This is a genomic window from Agromyces intestinalis (assembly GCF_008365295.1).
Classification (GTDB): domain Bacteria; phylum Actinomycetota; class Actinomycetes; order Actinomycetales; family Microbacteriaceae; genus Agromyces; species Agromyces intestinalis.
Genome location: NZ_CP043505.1, coordinates 3643185 through 3665445, shown reverse-complemented (window position 1 = coordinate 3665445; position 22261 = coordinate 3643185). Strand labels below are relative to the sequence as shown.

The 22261-nt window shown below is 70.6% G+C and carries 21 protein-coding genes; 3 read left to right on the top strand and 18 right to left on the bottom strand.

Annotation, left to right across the window (positions count from 1 at the left end):
• Positions 1–117: 117 nt before the first annotated feature.
• The 14 genes from FLP10_RS16725 to FLP10_RS16660 all read right to left on the bottom strand — a co-directional run bounded on the left by FLP10_RS16725 (position 118) and on the right by FLP10_RS16660 (position 13811).
• Positions 118–630 carry a DoxX family membrane protein gene (locus tag FLP10_RS16725; protein WP_210418434.1) on the bottom strand — a complete coding sequence of 171 codons (513 nt, stop codon included), beginning with the start codon at positions 628–630 and terminating at the stop codon, positions 118–120.
• A 241-nt stretch (positions 631–871) separates the two neighbouring features.
• Complete coding sequence (nusB, locus tag FLP10_RS16720) at positions 872–1285, bottom strand: transcription antitermination factor NusB (protein ID WP_149161889.1); 414 nt, start codon at positions 1283–1285, stop codon at positions 872–874.
• Positions 1285–1848: an elongation factor P gene (gene efp / locus FLP10_RS16715; RefSeq protein WP_149161888.1), complete on the bottom strand. Its 564-nt coding sequence runs from the start codon at positions 1846–1848 to the stop codon at positions 1285–1287. Before efp ends, nusB begins: the two co-directional genes overlap by 1 nt.
• 75 nt (positions 1849–1923) lie before the next feature.
• Positions 1924–2364: a type II 3-dehydroquinate dehydratase gene (locus FLP10_RS16710; RefSeq protein WP_149161887.1), complete on the bottom strand. Its 441-nt coding sequence runs from the start codon at positions 2362–2364 to the stop codon at positions 1924–1926.
• Between the two features lie 35 nt (positions 2365–2399).
• The gene (aroB, locus tag FLP10_RS16705) at positions 2400–3479 is read right to left on the bottom strand and encodes a 3-dehydroquinate synthase (protein ID WP_149161886.1); all 1080 of its coding nucleotides are present in this window, start codon (positions 3477–3479) and stop codon (positions 2400–2402) included.
• A complete protein-coding gene (locus FLP10_RS16700) occupies positions 3476–3985 on the bottom strand; it encodes a shikimate kinase (protein WP_342780547.1) in 510 nt (169 codons plus the stop codon). The genes aroB and FLP10_RS16700 overlap by 4 nt, the downstream gene beginning before the upstream one ends.
• 1 nt (position 3986) lies before the next feature.
• On the bottom strand, positions 3987–5207 hold the full coding sequence (gene aroC, locus FLP10_RS16695; RefSeq protein WP_149161885.1) for a chorismate synthase: 1221 nt from the start codon (positions 5205–5207) through the stop codon (positions 3987–3989).
• 67 nt (positions 5208–5274) lie between these two features.
• On the bottom strand, positions 5275–6129 hold the full coding sequence (locus FLP10_RS16690; protein ID WP_149161884.1) for a shikimate dehydrogenase: 855 nt from the start codon (positions 6127–6129) through the stop codon (positions 5275–5277).
• Positions 6119–7573 carry an endolytic transglycosylase MltG gene (gene mltG / locus FLP10_RS16685; RefSeq protein ID WP_168209226.1) on the bottom strand — a complete coding sequence of 485 codons (1455 nt, stop codon included), beginning with the start codon at positions 7571–7573 and terminating at the stop codon, positions 6119–6121. Before mltG ends, FLP10_RS16690 begins: the two co-directional genes overlap by 11 nt.
• 347 nt (positions 7574–7920) lie before the next feature.
• Complete coding sequence (ruvX, locus tag FLP10_RS16680; protein WP_149161882.1) at positions 7921–8412, bottom strand: Holliday junction resolvase RuvX; 492 nt, start codon at positions 8410–8412, stop codon at positions 7921–7923.
• 15 nt (positions 8413–8427) lie between these two features.
• A complete protein-coding gene (gene alaS / locus FLP10_RS16675; RefSeq protein WP_149161881.1) occupies positions 8428–11085 on the bottom strand; it encodes an alanine--tRNA ligase in 2658 nt (885 codons plus the stop codon).
• Between the two features lie 76 nt (positions 11086–11161).
• Entirely contained in the window at positions 11162–11356 is a 195-nt protein-coding gene (locus FLP10_RS16670) for a hypothetical protein (protein WP_149161880.1), read from the bottom strand.
• A gap of 150 nt (positions 11357–11506) precedes the next feature.
• Positions 11507–12130, bottom strand: coding sequence for a 30S ribosomal protein S4 (gene rpsD, locus FLP10_RS16665; protein ID WP_149161879.1), 624 nt, complete (start codon positions 12128–12130; stop codon positions 11507–11509).
• Between the two features lie 196 nt (positions 12131–12326).
• Positions 12327–13811, bottom strand: coding sequence for a replication-associated recombination protein A (locus FLP10_RS16660; RefSeq protein ID WP_149161878.1), 1485 nt, complete (start codon positions 13809–13811; stop codon positions 12327–12329).
• 126 nt (positions 13812–13937) lie between these two features.
• On the opposite strand from FLP10_RS16660, the gene FLP10_RS16655 reads away from it, so the two are divergent.
• From FLP10_RS16655 to FLP10_RS16645, 3 genes are all read left to right on the top strand, one after another.
• Positions 13938–14726 (top strand): peptidylprolyl isomerase, encoded by a 789-nt coding sequence (locus FLP10_RS16655; protein ID WP_149161877.1) that lies wholly within the window; start codon positions 13938–13940, stop codon positions 14724–14726.
• A 114-nt stretch (positions 14727–14840) separates the two neighbouring features.
• Positions 14841–16073, top strand: coding sequence for a DUF349 domain-containing protein (locus FLP10_RS16650; RefSeq protein WP_149161876.1), 1233 nt, complete (start codon positions 14841–14843; stop codon positions 16071–16073).
• A 91-nt stretch (positions 16074–16164) separates the two neighbouring features.
• Positions 16165–16752: a hypothetical protein gene (locus FLP10_RS16645; RefSeq protein WP_168209225.1), complete on the top strand. Its 588-nt coding sequence runs from the start codon at positions 16165–16167 to the stop codon at positions 16750–16752.
• Here FLP10_RS16645 and FLP10_RS16640 read toward each other — a convergent pair.
• From FLP10_RS16640 to yajC, 4 genes are all read right to left on the bottom strand, one after another.
• Entirely contained in the window at positions 16731–18986 is a 2256-nt protein-coding gene (locus FLP10_RS16640) for a RelA/SpoT family protein (RefSeq protein WP_149161874.1), read from the bottom strand. The genes FLP10_RS16645 and FLP10_RS16640 overlap by 22 nt on opposite strands.
• A gap of 81 nt (positions 18987–19067) precedes the next feature.
• Entirely contained in the window at positions 19068–20084 is a 1017-nt protein-coding gene (gene secF / locus FLP10_RS16635; protein ID WP_149161873.1) for a protein translocase subunit SecF, read from the bottom strand.
• Positions 20084–21808, bottom strand: coding sequence for a protein translocase subunit SecD (gene secD / locus FLP10_RS16630; protein WP_246150065.1), 1725 nt, complete (start codon positions 21806–21808; stop codon positions 20084–20086). Before secD ends, secF begins: the two co-directional genes overlap by 1 nt.
• Before the next feature lie 65 nt (positions 21809–21873).
• Positions 21874–22224 carry a preprotein translocase subunit YajC gene (yajC, locus tag FLP10_RS16625; protein ID WP_246150064.1) on the bottom strand — a complete coding sequence of 117 codons (351 nt, stop codon included), beginning with the start codon at positions 22222–22224 and terminating at the stop codon, positions 21874–21876.
• Positions 22225–22261 lie beyond the last annotated feature (37 nt).

The following is a 22261-nucleotide window of genomic DNA, read 5'->3' as shown; positions in this document are numbered from 1 at the left end:
ATACCGGCAAGCCTACCAGCGGGACGGGCTGCGAACGCGACGGCCCGCGCGGAGGGCGCGGGCCGTCGGTCGATCGGGGCGATCGTCGGGGCGATGGCCTCGGCGATGGTCTCGGCCTCAGCGGTCGATCGAGCGCTTCAGCGCCTTGGCGGCGATCACCATCGCGGCGCCGACCAGCACGACGTCCTTCAGGATGTACTGCGCGGTGAGGGTCGGTCCGGCGGCCGTGAACAGCTCGCCGGCGAAGAACACGAGCGGCGAGAAGATCCCGACGAACGTGACCGCGAGCGCGGCGAGGCCGACCCGCACGAACACGCCGGTCACGAACGTGAGGCCGACGAAGACCTCGAGCGTCGCGGTCGCGACCATCGCCCACGGAGCGCCGACGATGCCGAAGGTCAGCGACTCCCAGGTGCGGGTGACGAGGCCCTCGACCGGGCTCACGCCCGGGAAGAGCTTCAGGAAGCCGAACACGAGGAACACCAGGCCGAGCGCGACCTGGAGGGTGGGAGCCGCGGTGCGTTCGAAGAAGCGCTGCAGCACGGACTGGGCCCGGTTGGCACGGTCGAGGACGGCGTCGAGGCCTCCGGCCGAAGTGCCGCGGCCGCTGACGAGGGTGGTGCTGGACATGGGTGATCCTTCCGAGATCTGGTGGGAAACCGGCAGCCGGATGCGGCGGCGAGAGCCATCTCATCGGAGGATCGGATCCAGATCGTCAGGAGCAGCGCTGAACCGCGCTCGGGAGGCACGCTGATCCACCGCCCGGAGGGGCGCTGAGCCGAAGTCAGGCCCAGCACTGAGCGCGGTGCGTCGCCCGGGCAGCACGAAGGCCCGCACGATCGCCGATCGTGCGGGCCTGCAGCGGGTCGATTCAGCCCTTCGCGTGCGAGACCGCGGCGAGCAGCCCGTTCACGAACCCGGCCGAGTCATCCGTCGAGAGCACGGTGGCGGCCTCGACGGCCTCGGAGATCGCGACCGGGTCGGGCACCTCGTCGTTGTAGACGATCTCCCAGACGCCGATGCGCAGCAGGGCGCGATCGACGGCGGGCATGCGCTCGAGCGTCCAGCCGCGCGAGTGCGTGGCGATGAGCTCATCGATCTCGTCGCGATGGTCGACGATGCCGTCGACGATCTCGCGCGCATACAACCACGACGCCTGTCGTTCGGGCTCGCTCACCGCGCGCTCGGCCTCGACCGCGAGCAGCTGCTCGACCGGCACCTGGCGCATGTCGGCCGAGTACAGCAGGTCGAGGGCGCGCTTGCGCGCCTTGGTGCGGGCGCTCACTAGTCGTTCACGCGGCCGAGGTAGTCGCCCGACCGGGTGTCGACCTTGACCTTGGTGCCCGTCTCGAGGAACAGCGGCACCTGGATCTCGTAGCCGGTCTCGACGGTGGCGGGCTTGGTGCCGCCCGTCGAGCGGTCGCCCTGCAGGCCCGGCTCGGTGTAGGTGATCTCGAGCACGACCGACGCGGGCAGGTCGACGTAGAGCGGGTTGCCGTTGTTCAGGGCGATGGTGACGGCCTGGTTCTCGAGCATGAAGTTCGCGGCGTCGCCGACGGTGGCGGCGGGCACGTTGATCTGGTCGTAGTCGACCGCGTCCATGAAGACGAAGTTCTCGCCGTCGTTGTAGAGGTAGGTGAAGTCGCGGCGGTCGACGTTCTCGATGTCGACCTTCGCGCCGGCGTTGTACGTGCGGTCGACGACCTTGCCCGTCACGACGTTCTTCAGCTTGGTGCGCACGAACGCGCCGCCCTTGCCGGGCTTCACGTGCTGGAACTCGATGACGCTCCAGAGCTGACCGTCGATGCTGAGCACGACGCCGTTCTTGATGTCTGCGGTCGATGCCATGGAGGGATCACTCCGATCGGTTGGGGAAGTCTGCGGGCACGCCGAACGGCGTGCGACTGATCGAGTGTAGTCGACTCAGCCGAGTGACCGCTGGATCCAGTCGACCGCCAGCCGGTACGACTCGGCGCCGAATCCGGCGATCACGCCCGTCGCGACGCCCGAGATGACGCTCGAGTGGCGGAACGTCTCACGGGTGTGCGGATTCGACAGGTGCACCTCGACGAGCGGCACGCCGGCCTGCTTCAACTGCGCGGCCGCGTCGCGCAGCGCGTAGCTGTAGTGGGTGAAGGCGGCCGGGTTGAGCACGACGGGCAGCCTCCGGTCGACGGCCTCGTGGATCCACGAGATGAGCTCGGCCTCGTCGTCGGTCTGGCGCAGGTCGATCGTCAGCTCGGGTGCGGATGCCTCGAGCTGCGCTCCGATGTCGGCGAGGGTCTCGGCCCCGTAGACCTCGGGCTCGCGGGTGCCGAGTCGGCCGAGGTTCGGTCCGTTCAGGACGAGGATCGTCTGGGTCACGGCCACAGCCTAGCCGCGAGGTATCCGGCCTCGGATCAGGAGGCGATCTCCTGGTACGCGGCGAACAGCAGCGACTGATCGGGCGCGTGCATCACCGTCGGCTTGGCGAGGTCGTCGAGCACGATGAACCGCAACTGCCCGGCACGCGCCTTCTTGTCGCGCTGCATCGTGGCCAGCAGGGTGTTCCACCGCCCCGCCGGGTAGCTCGTCGGCAGGCTGAGCAGGTCGAGCACGCGCTTATGCCGGTCGGCGACCTCGTCGCTGAGCCGGCCGCTCAACCGGCCGAGCTCGGCGGCGAACGCCATGCCGACCGCGACCGCGGCGCCGTGCCGCCACTGGTACCGCTCGGCGTGCTCGACCGCGTGGCCGAGCGTATGCCCGTAGTTGAGGATCTCGCGCAGGCCCGCCTCACGGAAGTCCTCGGACACGACGTCGGCCTTCATGCGGATCGCCAACTCGACGCACCTGCGGAACTCGGGCGTCGACGGGTCGGTGGCCCGGTCGGGATCGGCCTCGACCAGGTCGAGGATCTCGGGGTAGCGGATGAAGCCGGCCTTCACGACCTCGGCGAACCCGGCGAGGATCTCGTTGCGCGGCAGCGTGTCGAGCAGGTCGAGGTCGCACAGCACCGCGGCGGGCGGCCAGAACGCCCCGACCAGGTTCTTGCCCTCATTCGTGTTGATGCCGGTCTTGCCGCCGACCGCCGCGTCGACCATGCCGAGCACCGTGGTGGGTACCTGCACGACGCGCACGCCGCGCAGCCAGGTCGCCGCCACGAACCCGGCGACGTCGGTCACCGCTCCCCCGCCGAACCCGACGATCGCGTCGGTGCGCGTGAAGTCGGCCTGCCCGAGGATCTGCCAGCAGAACGCCGCCACCTCGACGCGCTTGCCCGACTCGGCGTCGGGGATCTCGGCGAGCAGCACCTCATAGCGGTCGAGCAGCGACTCGCGCAGTTCGGCCGCGCGGGCGCCGAGCGTCGGCGGGTGCACGAGCAGCACCTTGCGCGCCGCCGGGCCGAGCGCGTCGGCGAGGTCGTGGAGCACACCGCGGCCCACGATCACGTCGTAGCCGTCGTCGGCCCCCACCCGGATGGTCGTGCGCTCGTCGCTCATTCGTGGTCTCCGAACCGCCCGGTGATGTCGGCGACGATCCGCGCGACCGAGCGGCGCGAGGTGTCGATCGTGAGGTCGGCGAGCGAGGCGTAGACCGGTTCGCGCTCGGCGTTGATGCGCCGCCACGCTTCGATGCCGCCGTCGACGAGCAGCGGGCGCCCGCCGCCCGCCAGGCGAGAGGCCACCGCCTGCGGCGTGACCCGCAGCCAGACCACGGGAAGCTCGGCGAGATCACGACGGGTGTCGAGGTCGAGCACGGCGCCGCCGCCGAGCGAGACGACCGCGTCTTCGTGCAGCGCCTCGGCGACGACCTCGCGCTCGAGCTCGCGGAACCCCGGTTCGCCGCGCTCGGCGAAGATCTCGGGGATCGGGCCGTACCGTTCGACGATGCGCGCATCGGTGTCGATGAACGACGCGCCGACCGACGCGGCGAGCCGCATGCCGACCCGAGTCTTGCCGGCGCCCATCGGCCCGATGAGCACGACCGGCAGGCTCAGCCGCGCCACGTCAGGCCAGGCCGACGACCGCCGCGTCGGCGGTGCCGGCGGTCGCGAGCGACTCGGGAATCGCGGCGAGGTAGGTCGCGAGGTTGCGGCGGGTCTCGGTCACCGAGTCGCCGCCGAACTTCTCGAGCACCGCATCGGCGAGCACGAGCGCGACCATCGCCTCGGCGACGACGCCGGCCGCGGGGACGGCGCAGACGTCGGAGCGCTGATGGTGCGCAGGGGCCGGCTCGCCGGTCGCGACATCGATGGTGGGCAGCGCGTGCGGAACCGTCGCGATCGGCTTCATGCCGGCGCGCACCCGAAGCACGGTGCCGGTCGACATGCCGCCCTCGGTGCCGCCTGCCCGGTCGGACCCGCGCACGATGCGACCGTCGGCCAGGTGCAGTTCGTCGTGGGCGACCGAACCGCGGCGTCGCGTGGTCTCGAATCCGTCGCCGACCTCGACGCCCTTGATCGCCTGGATGCCCATGAGCGCGCCCGCGAGCCGCCCGTCGAGGCGGCGGTCCCAGTGGGTGTACGAGCCGAGCCCCGGCGGCAGACCGTAGGCGAGCACTTCGACGACGCCGCCGAGGGTGTCGCCGTCTTTGTGGGCGGCATCGACCTCGGCGACCATCAGCTCGCTCGTCGCCGGGTCGAAGCAGCGCAGCGGATCGGCGTCGAGTCGATCGACGTCGTCGGGCAGCGGCAGCGCCGCACCGTCGGGCACACGGACGGGCCCGATCGACAGTGTGTGCGCCACCGTGCGGATGCCGAGTTCGGCGAGGAACGCCTTCGCGACCGCGCCGAGCGCGACCCGGGCCGCGGTCTCGCGGGCGCTCGCGCGCTCGAGCACCGGGCGAGCCTCGTCGAATCCGTACTTCTGCATGCCGACGAGGTCGGCGTGCCCGGGTCGGGGCCGGGTGAGCGGGGCGCCGCGGCCGCGGCCGAGGGACTCGGGGTCGACGGGCTCGGGACTCATGACCTGCTGCCACTTCGGCCACTCGGTGTTGCCGACGCGCAGCGCGATCGGGCTGCCGAGGCTCACCCCGTGGCGCACGCCGCCCGAGATCGCCAGGTCGTCCTGCTCGAACTTCATGCGCGCACCCCGGCCGTAGCCGAGCTTGCGGCGCGCGAGATCGTCGCGGATCGCGTCGAGTGAGACGGGGGTGCCGGCGGGGAGACCCTCGAGGATCGCCACGAGCTCAGGGCCGTGGGACTCTCCGGCAGTGAGCCAACGGAGCATGTCGACCATCCTCCCACAGGCGCGGCGGCCGCCCCGCCGCGTGACGGCACGAGACGGTTCGGATGCCTCAGTCGAGTGCCGCGCGCATGGCCGCGAGCACCTCGGCCTCGCGGTCGAGCGGGGCATCGGGCGACCCGTTCGCGAACACCCGCACCTGCAGCAGGGCCTGGTGCAGCAGCATCCCGAGCCCGTCGGCCACCCGACCGCCCGACTCGAGCCACTGCGTTGCGATCGGCGTCGGCCAGTGTCCGTACACGACGTCGAGCAGGAACGCACCGCGCCTCAGGGCCTCGGAGACCGCGACTCCCGGATCCGTGCCGCCGGGCAGCGTCGCGACGACGAGCTGCGTCGGCCCCGAGGCATCCGACAGCGCCGTGATCGGACGCGCGGCCACCGCGACCCCCAGCCGCTCGCCGAGCGCGACCAGCGCGGCCGCCTTGCCGGGCGTGCGCAGGTACACGTCGACGGCACGGCCGCCGAGCCCGGCGATCGCGATGAGCGCCGATGCGGCCGTCGCCCCAGCGCCGACGATCGCGGCGCGCTCGACCGCGCCGACGCCCTGCTCGCGCAGCGAGTTCACGATGCCGCCGACATCGGTGTTGAAGCCGAGCCGGCGTCCGTCGTCGAACCGGACCGTGTTCGCCGCGGCCGCGAGCTGCGCGACCCGGTCGAGCTCGTCGACCAGCCCCAGCACCTCGTGCTTCAAGGGGAAGGTCAGCGACAGGCCGCGCCAGCTCGCGTCCCGCGTGTCGAGGAAGCGGGCGAGCCCCTGCTCGTCGACCTCGATCGCGGTGTACTCCCAATCGAGGCCGAGCTCGCGGTAGGCGGCGCCGTGCAGCAGCGGGCTCTTCGAGTGCGAGATCGGCGACCCCAGCACCGCGAGCCGCGTGCTGCCGCGCTCGGGCCTCGGGTCATTCGCCATAGTCGGGGTGATCCTCGAGCCACTGGTAGAACTGCTCGGCCGCCGCTTCGTGCTCCTCGATCGTGTTCGTGAAGATCGTCTCGCCGGTGTCGGGGTTCACGGTGACGAAGTAGAGCCACTCCCCCGGCTCGGGGTTCAGCGCGGCCTGGATCGCCGCCGTACCCGGGTTGCCGATCGGCCCCGGCGGCAGGCCGGCATGCACGTACGTGTTGTACGGGTTCGACGCGTCCTCGCGCTCAGCGTCGGTCGTCGTGACCACCGAGTCGTCGGCCGTGCCGTAGTGCACCGTCGAGTCGAACTGCAGCAGCATGCCCTGGTCGAGGCGGTTCTGGATGACCCGCGACACCTTGCCGAAGTCCTGCGGCAGGCCCTCGCGCTCGACGAGCGACGCGATGGTCGCCACCCGAAGCCGATCCTCGGGCGCGACCCCGGCCGCGTCGTACTCTTCGAGGGCGCGGTCGACCATGGTCTGCACGACGTCGTTCGCCGTGACATCCGGATCGAAGGTGTAGACCGCTGGGAACAGGAACCCCTCGACGCTCGTCGCCTCGGCAGGAAGGCCCAGCGCCTGCGGGTTCGCCGCCGCGGCCTCGAGCTCCTCGATCGGGATGTCGAGCACCGTGGAGGCTTCGGCGAGCACGTCGCGCGCCCACGCCCCCTCGCGGAACCGCACGGTGTTCTCCATTCGGTTCGCGTCGTCGAGGAGCGCGTCGAGTGCGGCCTGCGCGCTCATCTGCGACGCCATACGGTACACGCCGGGGTAGAAGGTCGGCGACTGGCCCTTCGCGGCGATCGCGTCGAGGAACGCCTCCTCGGACGCCACGATGTCCTCGTCGACCAGGCGCGCGCCGATCGACGACCCCGTGTCGCCGTCCTCGATCGAGAAGAGCACCTCTCCGGTGCCCTGCCCCGAGTAGTCGGCGGCGGGCTGGAATCGCTCGATGATCGCCGAGATCGGTTCCTGCAGCACGAAGAAGGCGCTGGCCCCGAGCGCGACGACCACGATCAGGGCGATCAGGCAGCCCAACGCGCCGCGGCGGCCGCGCTTCGGCGCGTGCGGCTCGTCGTGGTGCGCGTGCAGCTGCTCGATCGCCGCCATCTCGCGGCGTTCTGCGCGAGATGGGCGCCCGGTCGTCCGGGCAGGCGCCGTGGGCGCATGCTCGGGATCGCGGACGGGCTCCGACGTCGGGCGGTATCGGGTGTCGGACCCGATGAGGTCGGCGAAGGGGTCCGCGTCGGCGGTCGGTCGCTCGGCGGGCACGACACCGAGCGGCGCGGTCGGTGCAGTGGGGACCGCGGGCGCCGTCGCGGGCGCGGTGACGGTGAGGGCGGGCGCCGTGGCGTTCAGCCCGGATTCGTCGTGCTCCGCGCCCTGCAGCTCGGCCTCGCGCTGACGTTCGGCCTCGCGCTGACGTTCGGCCTCGCGAGCCTCGCGCCGAGTCATCGGCCGACCGCTCTGCGGGCGCGCAGGGGGCGGCCCGGCGGGCGCGCCCTCTGGCGCGGCAGGGTTCGGCACCGGAACGGCCGTGGGCGGGGCCGTCGGCGGACGCCGGCCCGGGTCGTTTCCGTTCCGCGAACCGGCACCACCGGGTCGCGGCGCCCGGGGAGTGCCGAGCGTTCCGTCGCCCGGCCCGGCATTCGATGACGCGGCATTCGCGGGCATGCTCGACGAACCGGTTCCCGCTGGCCTGCCACCCGGCGGGCGCTGCGGTGGTGCTCCGCCCGCGAGCAACGCCTGCCAGTCAGCGGCGGCGCCGTCGCCGGCCGCGTCGGAGTCGGGGGGAAGGTGGGTCACGTGGGTGGGGGCCCTTCGTCGGCCGGGACCAGCCGGCCCGGTGCGTCGCCCGACGCGCGCTCGGCGTCGATGGCATGTTGCAAAATGATAACGGCCGCAGCCTGATCGACGACGGAACGCTGCCGCTTGGCGGGTCGCCCCGCTGCCCGCAGGTCACGCTGGGCGCTCACCGTCGACAGGCGTTCGTCGACGAGGCGGACGGGCAGGTCGGATGCCGCGGCGAGCCGCCCGGCGAAGGCCACCGCGTCGTGGGTCGACGCCGTCGACTGCCCCGACAGCGAGAGCGGGTTGCCGACCACGAGCTCGAACGCGTCGTGCTCATCGGCGATCTCGAGGATCCGCTGCACATCGGCGCCCGCTTGCACGGCACCGTCGGCGACCCGGGCGACCGTCTCGACCGGGACGGCCAGGATCGCGCCGGCATCGCTTCGTGCGACGCCGATACGCGCCCGCCCGACATCGATGCCGAGCCTCACTCCGTGGCGCATCGCATCGGCTCCGACTCAGTGCCCGAGCTCGCCGCGCACCGCCTCGAGCGCGGCGGGCACTGCGGACACGTCGGTGCCGCCGCCCTGCGCCAGATCGGGCTTGCCGCCGCCTCCGCCGCCGAGCACGCCGGCCATGCGCTTGGCGAGCGATCCCGCGTTCGCGCCGGCATCGCGCGCGGCGGGCGAGGTCGCGACGATCGCGAGCGGCTTGCCGCCGACCTCGGCCGTGAGCGCAACGACGGATGCGACGTCGCCGAGCCGTGCGCGCACGGCGGTCGCGAGCGAGCGCAGGTCGTCGCCCGAGCCCAGCGCGCCGACGTGCTCGGCGACGAGCAGCACCTCGCCGACCCGAGCCGCGTTCGCCGCGAGCGCCGGAACGCGGTCGCTCAGCGCGCGCGCCTCGAAGGCCTGGATCTTCTTCTCGGCGGCCTTCAGGCCCTGCACGAGGTCGCCGACACGCTCGACGAGCTGGTCGGGACGCGTCTTCAGGTTCTGCGTGAGCTGCTGCACGAGCGCACGCTCGGCGGCGAACTGACGGAACGCCTCGAGGCCGACGAGCGACTCGACACGGCGGTTCGACGCGCCGACCGACGACTCGCCGATGATGTTGATCATGCCCACCTCGGCGCTCGTCGAGACATGGGTGCCGGCGCACAGCTCGCGCGACCAGGGGCCGCCGATGTCGACCACGCGCACGACGTCGCCGTACTTCTCGCCGAACAACGCCATCGCACCGAGCTCGCGCGCCTCGTCGAGCGGCATCTCGCGGGTGACGACCTCGAGATTGTCGCGGATCGCGTTGTTCGAGATCTCCTCGATCTCGCTGCGCGTCTCGGGCGAGAGCGTCTTGTTCCAGCCGTAGTCGAGGCGCAGGTACCCGGCCTTGTTGAACGACCCCGACTGGTGCGCGTTCGGACCGAGCACCTGGCGCAGCGCGGCGTGCACGAGGTGCGTGCCCGAGTGCGCCTGGGTCGCCCCGCGGCGGTAGTCGGCATCGACGACGGTGGTCGCCGCAGTCCCCACGCCGACCTCGCCGCGCACGACCTTCACGGTGTGCGAGATGAGCCCTGCGACGGGCTTTTGCACGTCGAGCACCTCGAGTTCGAATCCGTCGCCGACGATCGCGCCCTGATCGGGCGCCTGACCGCCGGACTCGGCGTAGAGCGAGGTCTCGGCGAGGATCACCTCGGCCGTCTGCCCGGCGACCGCCCGCTGAGCGGGCGCACCCTCGACGAGGATGCCGAGCACCGACGTCTCAGTGGTGAGATCCGTGTAGCCCGTGAAGATCGTCTCGCCCTTGGCGCGGAACTCGCCGTAGACCGACAGGTCGGCGAGCACCTTCTTCTTCGACTTCGCATCGGCCTTCGCGCGAGCGCGCTGATCGGACATCAGCGAGTCGAACGCCGCCCGGTCGACCGCGAGGCCCGCCTCGTCGGCCATCTCGAGCGTGAGTTCGATCGGGAACCCGTAGGTGTCGTGCAGGAGGAACGCGGTGTCGCCCGCCAGTTCGCCGCGACCCGCCGCCTTCGTCTTCTGCACCGCGACATCGAGGATGGTGGTGCCACCCGCGAGCGTGCGCAGGAACGTCTCCTCCTCGCCGAGCGCGAGCTGCTCGATGTGCGCGTAGCCGCGGTCGACCTCGGGGTACGCGACCTTCATCGCGTCGCGTGAGGCGGCGAAGAGGTCGTGGAACGTCGGCCCGTCGACGCCGAGCAGTCGCATCGCACGGATGCTCCGGCGCAGGAGTCGGCGCAGGATGTACCCGCGGCCCTCGTTCGACGGCGTCACGCCGTCGCTCATCAGCATCAGCGACGAGCGCACGTGGTCGGCGATGATGCGCATGCGCACGTCGTCTTCGTGCTCGGCGCCGTAGCGGCGCCCCGACAGCTCGGACGCGCGGTCGAGTACCGGGCGCACCTGGTCGATCTCGTACATGTTCTCGACGCCCTGCTTGATGAACGCGACGCGCTCGAGCCCCATGCCGGTGTCGATGTTCTTCTTGGGCAACGGGCCCACCACGTCGAAGTCGACCTTCGAGGTGACGTTCGCGATGAGCTCCTGCATGAACACGAGGTTCCAGATCTCGGTGAACCGGTCGTCGTCGACGGCGGGCCCGCCGTCGCGGCCGTACTTGGGCCCGCGGTCGAAGTAGATCTCGGAGCACGGCCCGCCCGGGCCGGGCTGGCCGGTGTGCCAGTAGTTGTCCTCTTTGCCGAGACGCTGGATCCGCTCGGCGGGCAGCCCGGCGATCTTCTGCCAGAGCGCCGCCGCCTCGTCGTCGGTCTCGTAGACCGTGACCCAGAGATCGCGCTCGGCGAAGCCGAGGCCACCGGATGACTCGGGGCTCGTGAGCAGCTCCCAGGCGTACTCGATCGCGCCTTCCTTGAAGTAGTCGCCGAACGACCAGTTGCCGAGCATCTGGAAGAACGTGCCGTGGCGGGCGGTCTTGCCGACCTCTTCGATGTCGTTGGTGCGGATGCACTTCTGCACGTCGGCGGCGCGCGGGAACGGCGCCGGCACGGTGCCGGTGAGGTACGGCACGAACGGCACCATGCCGGCAACCGTGAACAGCAGCGTCGGGTCATCGGAGACGAGCGGCGCCGATGGCACGATGGTGTGGCCGCGCTGGGCGAAGAAGTCGAGGTAGCGGCGGCTGATCTCGGCGGTCTGCATGGTTCCGTTCCGGGGTTCGGCGCCCGACCGGGCGCGGATGGTTCTGGGCCGACGCGGTGGGTCGGCGGGTGTGGCGTCAGTGCGGGGCGGGCCCGTCGGCGCGCAGCTCTGCGTCGCGCTCGTGGTACCCCTCGGCGATCGCCTTGCCGAACGCCCTGGCCTTCGCATCGACCGACGAGAAGAACTCGCGACCGCTCGAGGTGCGGTTGACCTGGTGGGCGACGACGAAGCCGGCGGCGACACCGGCGATGAACCACAGCACGCTCTTCACGGAAGCTCCCTGATCGATCACGCCCGGCGTCGGCACGGGCCTCGGGTCAGTCTAGTCGCGCCGGGGGGGCGTCGCCCCGACCGACCTCGCCCGCAGACGAGACAGGGGCCACGGGCGGAACCCGTGACCCCTGCGCGCGACGCGAATGCGTTATCGAGCGGCGTAGTACTCGACGACCAGCTGCACGTCACAGGTCACGGGGACCTCGGCGCGCTTCGGGCGACGCACGAGGGTCGCCTGCAGCTTGTCGAGCTCGACCTCGAGGTAGCCCGGGGTCTTGGGAAGCACGTCGACGTGACCGCCGGCGGCAGCCACCTGGAAGGGCTCGGTGCCCTCGGAGCGCTGCTTGACGCCGATGTGCTGACCCGGCTTCACGCGGAACGAGGGGCGGTCGACGATCTTGCCGTCGACGAGGATGTGGCGGTGCACGACGAACTGACGCGCCTGCGAGATGGTGCGGGCGAAGCCGGCACGCAGCACGAGGGCGTCGAGACGCATCTCGAGCAGCTCGACCAGGTTCTCACCCGTCTGGCCGTCGACGCGCTTGGCCTCGTTGTAGGCGATGCGGAGCTGCTTCTCACCGATGTTGTACTGGGCGCGGAGGCGCTGCTTCTCGCGGAGGCGGACGGCGTAGTCGCTGTCGGCCTTGCGCTTGGTGCGGCCGTGCTCGCCGGGGCCGTACGGGCGCTTCTCCATGATGCGGGCGGCCTTCGGGGTGAGGGCCACGCCGAGGGCGCGGGAGAGGCGGGTCTTGCTACGTGCGCGGTTCGACACGAATGTCCTTTCGGAAGAATCTCAAGTGGAACTTCGGCGCGTGGCGCGCCGGAAGTCTGTGTCAGAGGGATTCGCCAAGGGCCGATCGGCTACAGATCGCACCCATTCGCCGTCGAACCCGCGCAGCCGCACGCGGGATTCTGGCTTCAGGCCAGCGACGATCATATCATGCTCCCCCGCGCTGCCAGGGCCGTGTTCAGTCGCGACCGCGCACGATGCGGCGCAGCTTCGCGAGCCGCGCGGAGATCTCGCGTTCGTTGCCGTGTTCGGTGGGCTCGTAGTAGACCGCGTCGCGCAGCGGATCGGGCAGGTACTGCTGGGGCACCACCCCGATCGCGTCGTCGTGGGGGTAGCGGTACCCCTTGCCGTGGCCGAGCCGCTTGGCGCCAGGGTAGTGGGCGTCGCGCAGGTGCTTGGGCACTCGGCCGAGCCGCCCCTCGCGCACGTCGGCGATCGCCCGGTCGATGCCGAGGTACGCGGCGTTCGACTTCGGTGCCGTCGCGAGATGCACGACGGCCTGGGCGAGCGGGATGCGCCCCTCCGGCATGCCGATGAGCTGCACCGCCTGCGCGGCCGCTACCGCGACGCCGAGCGCCGCCGGGTCGGCCATGCCGATGTCTTCGGAGGCGAGCACGATGATGCGCCGAGCGATGAACCGCGGGTCTTCGCCGGCCTCGATCATGCGCGCGAGGTAGTGCAGCGCGGCGTCGACGTCGCTGCCCCGCACGCTCTTGATGAACGCGCTGATCACGTCGTAGTGCTCGTCGCCGTCGCGGTCGTACCGCAGCAGCGCGCGGTCGACCGCGCGTGCGACGGTCTCGGGCGTGATCAGCGGCCGGGCCGGCTCGGCCGCGGCGGCGTGGGCCGCGGCATCCGCGTCGTCCGGTGCATCCGAAGCGGCGGCGTCATGCGAGGCATCCGTCTCTGCCGTGGCATCCGTCTCTGCCGTGGCATCCGTCTCTGCCGTGACATCCGCATCCACCGGCGACGCGGCTGCCGCCTCGCCGGCCGCCGACACCGCCGCGGCCTCGAGCGCGGTGAGCGCCCGGCGCGCGTCGCCCGACGCCAGGCGCACGATCGCACGCCGCGCCTCGGGGTCGAGTTCGACCGAGTCGGCGAGCCCTCTCGGATCGACCAGCGCGCGGTCGACGAGCATGCCGAGGTCGTCGTCGGAGAGCGGCTCGAGCGTCAGCAGCAGCGACCGCGAAAGCAGCGGCGAGATCACCGAGAACGACGGGTTCTCGGTCGTGGCCGCGACCAGGATCACCCAGCCGTTCTCGACGCCCGGCAGCAGAGCGTCTTGCTGGGCCTTCGTGAACCGGTGGATCTCGTCGAGGAACAGCACCGTCGACAGCCCGTAGAGGTCTCGGGAGGCCTGCGCCTCCTCCATGACCTGCCGGACATCGCGGACTCCTGCGCTCACGGCGGACAGCTCGACGAACTTGCGGCCCGACGACCTCGCGATCGCCTGCGCGAGCGTGGTCTTGCCGGTGCCCGGCGGCCCCCAGAGGATCACCGACACCGACCCGCTCGTGCCCGCGCGATCGCCCGCGAGTGCGACGAGCGGCGAGCCCGGGCCGAGCAGGTGCCGTTGACCGGCCACCTCGTCGAGGCTGGTGGGACGCATCCGCACGGCGAGCGGGGTCGCGCCCGAGCGCAGCCCCTGACCGTGCTGAACCATGCCACCAAGCGTAACCGGGGCCGCCGACATCACCCCGCCGACCGAGGTCGCACCACGACGCGCGATTGGCCCGGCGGGCGGCGCTTAAGTAGAGTCTGCTGGCAGGATTCCGCGAGAAGGAGCACCGTGGCACAGAGCGACCGGCAGGCCCGTGAAGAACGAGCGCGCCTGCGCACCTATCAGGCCCGTCAAGAGGTGCACGCTCGCAAGCAGCGCCGTCGGGTGCGTGACAACCTGATCGCCGGCGGAGTGCTCGTCGTGGTGCTGGTCATCGCCGTCGCCGCGCAGCTGTTCTACTTCAACGGCGGACCGGGCACGCCGGAGGCCGAGCCCAGCACGCCGCCCACCACCGAGCCCACCGAGGCCCCCGAGCCCGAGGGCGAGAACCAGGGCGACGTCCCCTCGGCCGACATCGCCGAGGGGCGCACCTGGACGGGCACGCTCACGCTCAACGACATCCCGCTCGGCATCGAGCTCGACGGTGCAGCCGCACCGCAGGCGGTCTCCAGCGAGATCTCGCTCGCCCAGTCGGGCTTCTACGACGGCGTCAGCTGCCACCGGCTGACGACCGACGGCATCTTCGTGCTGCAGTGCGGCGACCCGGCGGGCGACGGCTCGGGCGGCCCCGGGTACTCGTACGGGCCGGTCGAGAACGCCCCGGCCGACGGCGTCTACCCCGCCGGCACGATCGCCATGGCGCGCGCCGCCAGCCAATACAGCCAGGGCAGCCAGTTCTTCATCGTGTACCAGGACTCGACCCTGCCCACCGACAGCGGGGGGTACTCGGTCATCGGCCACGTCACGAGCGGGCTCGACCAGCTCATCAGCGGCATCGTCGCGGGCGGCACGGCCGATGGAGCCGCCGACGGCGCGCCGGCGACCGAGGTGCGCATCACGGGCTTCACCGTCGAGTGAGCCAGCCCCGCGTCGGGCGCGAATGCCCGCCCGATCCGCGTTCGACCGTGCAATAGGCTGGTCGAGCACACGCCGCCGCGATGATCGCGGCACCGACCACGACAGGGTGAAGCCGTGACCGATTCAGACCAGCAACCGTGGGGCCGCGTCGACGAGACGGGCACCGTCTTCGTGCGCACGAGCGACGGCGAACGCGAGGTCGGCCAGTTCCCCGACGGCTCGGCAGACGAGGCGCTCGCCTACTTCCAGCGCAAGTACGCCGACCTCGCCGGTCAGGTGAGCCTGCTCGAACAGCGCGTGCGTCGCGGCGCACCCGCCGCTGACGTCGCCAAGGCCGTCGCCCACCTGCAGACCGCCGTCGCCGGCGCCAACGCGGTCGGCGACCTCGATGCCCTCGCCCGCCGACTCGAGTCGCTGTCAGGCACCACGGCCGAGCTCACCGAGCAGCAGCAGGCCGAAGCCAAGGCGGCCGTGGCCGAGGCGCTCGCCGAACGCACGGCGATCGTCGAGGCCGCCGAGGCGCTCGCCGCGCAAGACCCCGCGAAGACCCAGTGGAAGCAGACGTCGGCGCAGCTCGACGAGCTGTTCACGCGGTGGCAGCGCCACCAGCAGGACGGCCCGCGCCTGCCCAAGGGCGACGCGAACGAGCTGTGGAAGCGGTTCCGTGCTGCACGCTCGACCATCGAGCACCACCGCAAGGCGTTCTTCGCCGAGCTCGACGCCGCCCACCGCGACGTTCGGGCTCGCAAGCAGCGGCTCATCGAGCGTGCCGAGGCGCTCGCCCCGCGCGGGGCGGACGCGGTCGCCGAGTACCGTGCGCTGCTCGACGAGTGGAAGCTTGCCGGCCGGGCCGGCAAGAAGCTCGACGACGCGCTGTGGGCGAAGTTCAAGGCCGCCGGCGACGTGCTGTTCCAGGCCAAGGCCGAGGCCGACGCCATCGAGGACGAGGCGTACCGGGCCAACCTCGAGCAGAAGCTCGCGCTGCTCGACGATGCCGAGCCGCTGTTGAAGCAGACCGACCCGAAGGCCGCTCGCGCCGCACTCACCCGCGTTCAAGACCGGTGGGACGAGATCGGGCGTGTTCCCCGCGACCAGGTCAGGGTCGTCGAAGATCGGCTGCGCAAGATCGAGGCCCACGTCCGCGGCCTCGAGGACGCCCGCTGGGAGCGCGAGGATCCCGAGAAGAAGGCGCGATCCGAGGGCATGCTCGGGCAGCTCCACGACGCGATCGCCAAGCTCGAGGCCGACCTGGCTGATGCCGAATCGCGCGGCGACGCGAAGGCAGTGGCCGAGGCTCGCGAGGCGCTCGAGGCCCGGCGTGCCTGGCTCAAGGCCGTCGGCGGCTGAGCACTCCTCCACCACTCTGACGATGCGGGCCGCCATCCACAGGCGGCCCGCATCGTCGTTCGGCGCGCACAACGTGCCCCACGATGGGGTGATGGCCCGACTTCCCGCCGTCCTCGGCGTCTCCGACCTGCCGCTTCCCGAGCTCTGCGCGGCCCGCATCGACGGCGAGCTCGTGCAGCTCGGCGGCGGGTGGGTGCCGATCGACGAGCCCGACCTCGCCGCCCTGCGTGCAGAGATCCTCGCCCGGCGCGCCGACCGCGACCTCATCGCCGAGCGCCGCTCCGCGGCCTGGGTCCTCGGGGCGCTCATCGCGCCAGTCGAGCCGCCCCAGTTCTGCGTGCCGATGCACGCCCGTGTGGCGCAGCGCGCCGGCCACGAGTACTCGCTTCGCGAAGTGGTCATCGACGACCACGACATCGTCACGGTCGCCGGGCGCATCCGCTGCACGAGCCCGGTTCGCACGGTGCTCGACCTCGTGCGCGAGGCCGGCCCCGACGAGCGTGGGGCGATGCAGGCGGCAGCCGCCCTGCTGGCGAACGACCTCGACCTCGCCGACGAGGCCGAGCAGCGCCTTCGGTCGGCTTTTCGTCTGCCGGGCAAGCTCCGCGCACTCCAGCGACTCGCGACCGCGCGGGCGATCGCGGTCACCGGGCAGGCTCAGCCGTCCGAGACGCGGTAGACGTCGTACACGGCGTCGATCCGACGCACGGCGTTGAGCACCCGGTCGAGGTGGGTGGTGTCACCCATCTCGAAGACGAAGCGGCTGAGCGCGAGGCGGTCAGTCGATGTCGAGACGTTCGCCGACAGGATGTTGACGTGGTGCTCGCTGAGCACCCGTGTCACGTCCGACAGCAGGCCCGAGCGGTCGAGCGCCTCGATCTGAATCTGCACGAGGAACACGCTCTTCGAGCTCGGCGCCCACTCGACGTCGATCATGCGCTCGGGTTCGCGCATGAGCGACTGCACATTGTGGCATCCGGCCTGGTGCACCGACACCCCCGAGCCACGGGTGATGAAGCCGACGATCTCGTCGCCGGGAACCGGGGTGCAGCACCTGGCGAGCTTGACGAGGATGTCGGGAGCCCCGCGCACCAGCACGCCCGAGTCGCTCGTGCGAGGCAGCGCGCGAGCCCGCGTCGGCAGGTTGATCTCGGGCTCGTCGGTCTCGTCGACGTCGCGCACGAGCGCCACGACCTTCTCGAGCACCGACTGCGTCGAGACGTGCCCCTCGCCGACCGCCGCGTACAGCGACGAGACGTCGTCGTAGCGCAGCTGCGCGGCGACCTCGGCGAACGACTCCTGGCTCATCAGCTTCTGCAGCGGCAGGTTCTGCTTGCGCATCGCGCGGGCGATCGCATCACGGCCGTGCTCGATGGCCTCGTCGCGCCGTTCCTTCGTGAACCACTGGCGGATCTTATTGCGAGCGCGCGGGCTCTTGACGAACGTGAGCCAGTCCTGGCTGGGCCCCGAGTCGGGGTTCTTCGAGGTGAACACCTCGACGACGTCGCCGCTGGTCAACTCGCTCTCGAGCGGCACGAGCCTGCCGTTGACCTTCGCTCCCATCGTGCGGTGGCCGACCTCGGTGTGCACCGCATAGGCGAAGTCCACCGGGGTCGCACCGGCGGGCAGCCCGATGACCCGACCCTTCGGCGTGAAGACGTAGACCTCCTTCGCGCCGATCTCGAAGCGCAGCGAGTCGAGGAACTCGCCCGGATCGCTCGTCTCGGCCTGCCAGTCGGAGATGTGCGCGAGCCACGCCATGTCGGTCTCGGTCGCGGCCGAACGGTCGTCGGTGCGGCCGTTGTTCACGCGCTCTTTGTACTTCCAGTGCGCGGCGACACCGTACTCGGCCCGCTGGTGCATGTCGTGGGTGCGGATCTGGATCTCGACCGCGCGCCCCTTCGGGCCGATCACCGTCGTGTGCAGCGACTGGTAGAGGTTGAACTTCGGCGTGGCGATGTAGTCCTTGAACCGGCCGGGAACCGGGGTCCAGCGGGCGTGGATCGCGCCGAGCACGGCATAGCAGTCGCGCACCGAGTTCACGAGCACACGGATGCCGACGAGATCGTAGATCTCGTCGAACTCGCGCCCGCGCACGATCATCTTCTGGTAGATCGAGTAGTACTGCTTCGGGCGCCCGACGACCTTGCCGCGGATCTTCGCCTGCTTGAGATCGTCGCCGACCAGGTCGATCACCGACTGCACGTACTCTTCGCGCTGCGGCGTGCGCTGTTTGACGAGGCTCTCGATCTCGGCGTAGAGCTTCGGGTAGAGCACGGCGAACGAGAGGTCTTCGAGCTCCCACTTGATGGTCTGGATACCGAGCCGGTGTGCGAGCGGCGCGTAGATCTCGAGGGTCTCGGTCGCCTTGCGTGCCGCGTTCGCTGCGGGCACGAACCCCCAGGTACGGGCGTTGTGCAGTCGATCCGCGAGCTTGATGATGAGCACGCGGATGTCTTTCGACATCGCGACGATCATCTTGCGGACGGTCTCGGCCTGGGTCGAGTCGCCGTACTTGACCTTGTCGAGCTTGGTCACGCCGTCGACGAGCATCGCGATCTCGTCGCCGAAGTCGGCGCGCAACTGGTCGAGCGTGTACTCGGTGTCTTCGACGGTGTCGTGCAGCAGCGCCGCGGCCACCGTCTTCGAGCCGATGCCGAGGTCGGCGAGGATCTGCGCGACCGCGATGGGGTGCGTGATGTAGGGCTCGCCGCTCTTGCGCGTCTGGCCGGCGTGCGCCCGATCGGCGACCTGATACGCCCGTTCGACGAGCGCGAGATCAGCCTTCGGATGATGCATCCGAACGGTTCGCAGCAGCGTGTCGACCGCGCCAGACGGCTGTGCCTTGGAGAAGATCCGCGGCACGAGGCGGCGCAGCGACGCCGTCTGGTTGATCCCCGTGGTCTCGGTCACTCGCTGCACCTCCCGCGTTCCATTATCGCCGCTCCTGACGGAGGGCCGATCTCAGGCGACGGGAGGCGCAGCGTGCCGAGGTCATCCGACGGCGACCGCCTCGCGGGCCTCCGCTGCGGTGGCGCGCTCGCGCTCCTTCAGGACCTTCTCGTCGTGGCGACGGATCTTCGGCTCGCCCTCGCGGAACTGCGAGTACATCGGCGCCGCGATGAACACCGTCGACCAGGTGCCGACGAGGATGCCGATCAGCAGCGCGAGCGAGATGTCGCGCAGCGTGTCGGCCCCGAGCGCACCGGCGCCGATGAAGAGGATCGCCGCGACCGGCAGCGCCGCCACGACGCTCGTGTTGATCGAACGCACGAGGGTCTGATTCACCGCGAGGTTGACCGACTCGGCGAACGTGCGTCGCGACTCCTCACCGTCTTCGGCCGTGTTCTCGCGGATCTTGTCGAAGACCACGACCGTGTCGTACAGCGAGTAACTGAGGATGGTCAGGATGCCGATCATCGCCGCAGGCGAGATCTCGAATCCGACGCTCGCGTAGATGCCGATCGTGACGACGAGGTCCCCGAGCAGCGCGATGATCGCCGCGAGCGACATCTTCCAGGTGCGGAAGTACAACGCCATGACGAGGGCGGCCAGCAGCACGAACGCGATGAGGCCCACGATGGCCTGACGCGTGACGTCGGCGCCCCAGCTCGGGCCGATGAAGGTCGAGGTGACCTCGGAGACCGGCACGTCGTACGCCTCGGCGAGGGCGGAGCTCACCTCGTGCGACTCGCTCTGCTCGAGCTGGTCGGTCTGCACGCGCACCCCGTCGCCGCCGACGATGGCGACGCGCACCTCGGTGTCGGGGACGACTGAGTGCACCGCGTCGATCGCGGGCTGCGACTCCGCGTTCTCGACGCCGGCGATCTGGAACTGCGAACCGCCGCGGAACTCGATGCTGAAGTTCACGCCCCGCACGAGCGGGATGGCGATGGTCACGATGATGATCGCGATCGCGATCGCGTACCACTTCTTGCGCCCGCCGACGAAGTTGAACGAGCGCTTGCCCGTGTAGAGGTCGTTGCCGAATTGGGTGAGGCGGCTTGCCATCAGGACTCCTTGCCCTCGTCGGAGCCGGCACCGACAGCGGCGGCCGCCTTCCACTCGGCGATCGTCTGGCGCTTCTGCGCCTCCTTCGAGCTCGATGCGACCTTGCGGGCCGGCACCGTGCTCGGCTTGCGGAACTCCGCGCGCCCGCGGTACACGGCGCCCAGCGCGTTCGGGTCGAGACCCGACCACGGGTTGCCACTGGAGAAGAACCGCGTCTGGGCGAGCAACTGCAGCATCGGGTGGGTGAAGAGGATCACGACCACCACGTCGATGACGGTGGTGAGACCGAGGGTGTAGGCGAAGCCCTTCACGCTGCCGACGGCGAGGATGAACAGCACGATCGCCGCGAGCAGGTTCACGCCCTTCGAGGCGAGCACCGTGCGGAAGGCCCGCTTCCAGCCGGCCTCGACCGCGCCGACCAGTGGTCGACCGTCGCGCAACTCGTCTCTCACGCGTTCGAAGTAGATGATGAACGAGTCGGCCGTGAAGCCGATCGCGACGATGAGGCCCGCGACGCCCGCGAGCGAGAGCCGGTACCCCTCGCGCCACGACAGGATCGTGATCATCAAGTAGGTGATGACGCCGGCGATGATCAGCGACGCGATCGTCACCGAGGCGAGCGCGCGGTACTGGAACACCGTGTAGATCACGACGAGGATCAGGCCGATGAGACCCGCGATGAGGCCTGCCTGCAGCTGCGCGGTACCGAGCGTCGGGGCGATGGTGTCGGAGGACTGCACCGTGAAGCTGATCGGCAGCGCGCCGAACTTCAGCTGGTCGGCGAGCGCCTTGGACGTGTCCTGGTCGAAGCTGCCCGTGATCTGGGGCCGACCGTCGGTGATGACGCCGTTCATCGACGGCGCCGACAGGACCGCGCCGTCGAGCACGAACGCGAACTGGTCGCGCGGCGCCTCGCCCTTCAGACCGTAGAGACGGGTCGAGACCTTCGCGAAGTCCTGTGTGCCCTCGTCGTCGAAGACGATGTTGACCGCCCACTGGCCAGTCGAGGCGCCCGTGGAGGTCTGGACGGTGCCGTTGGTCGCGTCGACGATGTTCGCCCCGCTCACCTCGACGGGGCCGAGCAGGTACTTGATCGAGCCCGTACGGTCGCAGGTCACGAGCGGCTGGTCGGCGGGCGCAGCACTCGCGTCGCCCTCGTCGATGCTCGAGCAGTCGAAGGTGTCGAACTCGTTCTGCAGTGCGGGCGTGATCCAGTTGGGGTCGCTGCCGTCGGTCGGCTCGACGGTCGGGGTCGACTCGAGCTCCTCCTCTGCGGCGGGGGTCTCGGTCGGCGCGACGGTCGCACTCGTCGCGCCGGTGGCCAGCAGCACCGGGCGCAGTTCGAGCTTCGACGACTGCTCGATGCGGCTGCGGGTCTGGTCGTCGAGCTCACCGGGGATGCGGACGACGACGTTCGATCCCTCGGTGTTGATCTCGGATTCGGCGACACCCGACGCGTCGACGCGCTGGCGGATGATCGATACGGCCTGGTCGAGCTGCTCCTGCGAGGCGGACTGGCCGTCCTCCAGCTTCGGAGCGAGGATGATCTCGGTGCCGCCCTCGAGGTCGAGCGCGAGCTTCGGAGTCCACGATCCGCCGCCCCAGATCACGCCGGCGGCGTTGATCGCGAAGAGGCCGACGATGATCACGCCGAGCCAGGTGAGGGAACGCCAGGCCTTGCGGACCGGCGTCGGTCGGGACGACCGCTTCTTGGGTGCAGCCACGGTTCTGCTTTCTCTGCAGGAGCCCGCGCGTCATCGCGCGGGCGGAGCGTCGATGGGTGGGGGGCTTAGTCGTCCGACTTCTTGGCTTCGGGCGCGTCGTCGGCGGGGGTCTGCTCGACGCGCTCACCGAACTCGGGCTCGCTCTCGAGGTCGGCCACCGGCTCGTCTTCGGTGTCGGCGGGCTCGACCACGCGCGCCACGGTCTGGCGGTGCACCGTGAGCACGGTGCCGGGGGTCGTCTCGACGAGCACCTGGTTCTCTTCCTCGTCCATCGAGAGGATGGTGCCGAACACGCCGAAGTTGGTCATCACCTTCGCACCCGGCTGCACCTTCGACTGCAGGTCGCGCGCCTCGGCCTGGCGCTTGCGCGAGTTGCGGAACATGAAGAAGATCAGCACCGCCAGCACAGCGAGCATGATGATTTCAAAGGGGCCGAACGTCATGAGGGAAGAC

Coding starts and splice junctions, on each gene's coding strand:
- ruvX (WP_149161882.1), bottom strand. CDS start 8,412: ATGCGCCACGGAGTGAGGCTCGGCATCGATGTCGGGCGGGCGCGTATC.
- FLP10_RS16725 (WP_210418434.1), bottom strand. CDS start 630: ATGTCCAGCACCACCCTCGTCAGCGGCCGCGGCACTTCGGCCGGAGGC.
- mltG (WP_168209226.1), bottom strand. CDS start 7,573: ATGACTCGGCGCGAGGCTCGCGAGGCCGAACGTCAGCGCGAGGCCGAA.
- FLP10_RS16645 (WP_168209225.1), top strand. CDS start 16,165: ATGGCCCGACTTCCCGCCGTCCTCGGCGTCTCCGACCTGCCGCTTCCC.
- yajC (WP_246150064.1), bottom strand. CDS start 22,224: ATGCTCGCTGTGCTGGCGGTGCTGATCTTCTTCATGTTCCGCAACTCG.
- aroB (WP_149161886.1), bottom strand. CDS start 3,479: ATGAGCGACGAGCGCACGACCATCCGGGTGGGGGCCGACGACGGCTAC.
- efp (WP_149161888.1), bottom strand. CDS start 1,848: ATGGCATCGACCGCAGACATCAAGAACGGCGTCGTGCTCAGCATCGAC.
- FLP10_RS16690 (WP_149161884.1), bottom strand. CDS start 6,129: ATGGCGAATGACCCGAGGCCCGAGCGCGGCAGCACGCGGCTCGCGGTG.
- alaS (WP_149161881.1), bottom strand. CDS start 11,085: ATGCAGACCGCCGAGATCAGCCGCCGCTACCTCGACTTCTTCGCCCAG.
- FLP10_RS16660 (WP_149161878.1), bottom strand. CDS start 13,811: ATGGTTCAGCACGGTCAGGGGCTGCGCTCGGGCGCGACCCCGCTCGCC.
- secF (WP_149161873.1), bottom strand. CDS start 20,084: ATGGCAAGCCGCCTCACCCAATTCGGCAACGACCTCTACACGGGCAAG.
- aroC (WP_149161885.1), bottom strand. CDS start 5,207: ATGCTCCGTTGGCTCACTGCCGGAGAGTCCCACGGCCCTGAGCTCGTG.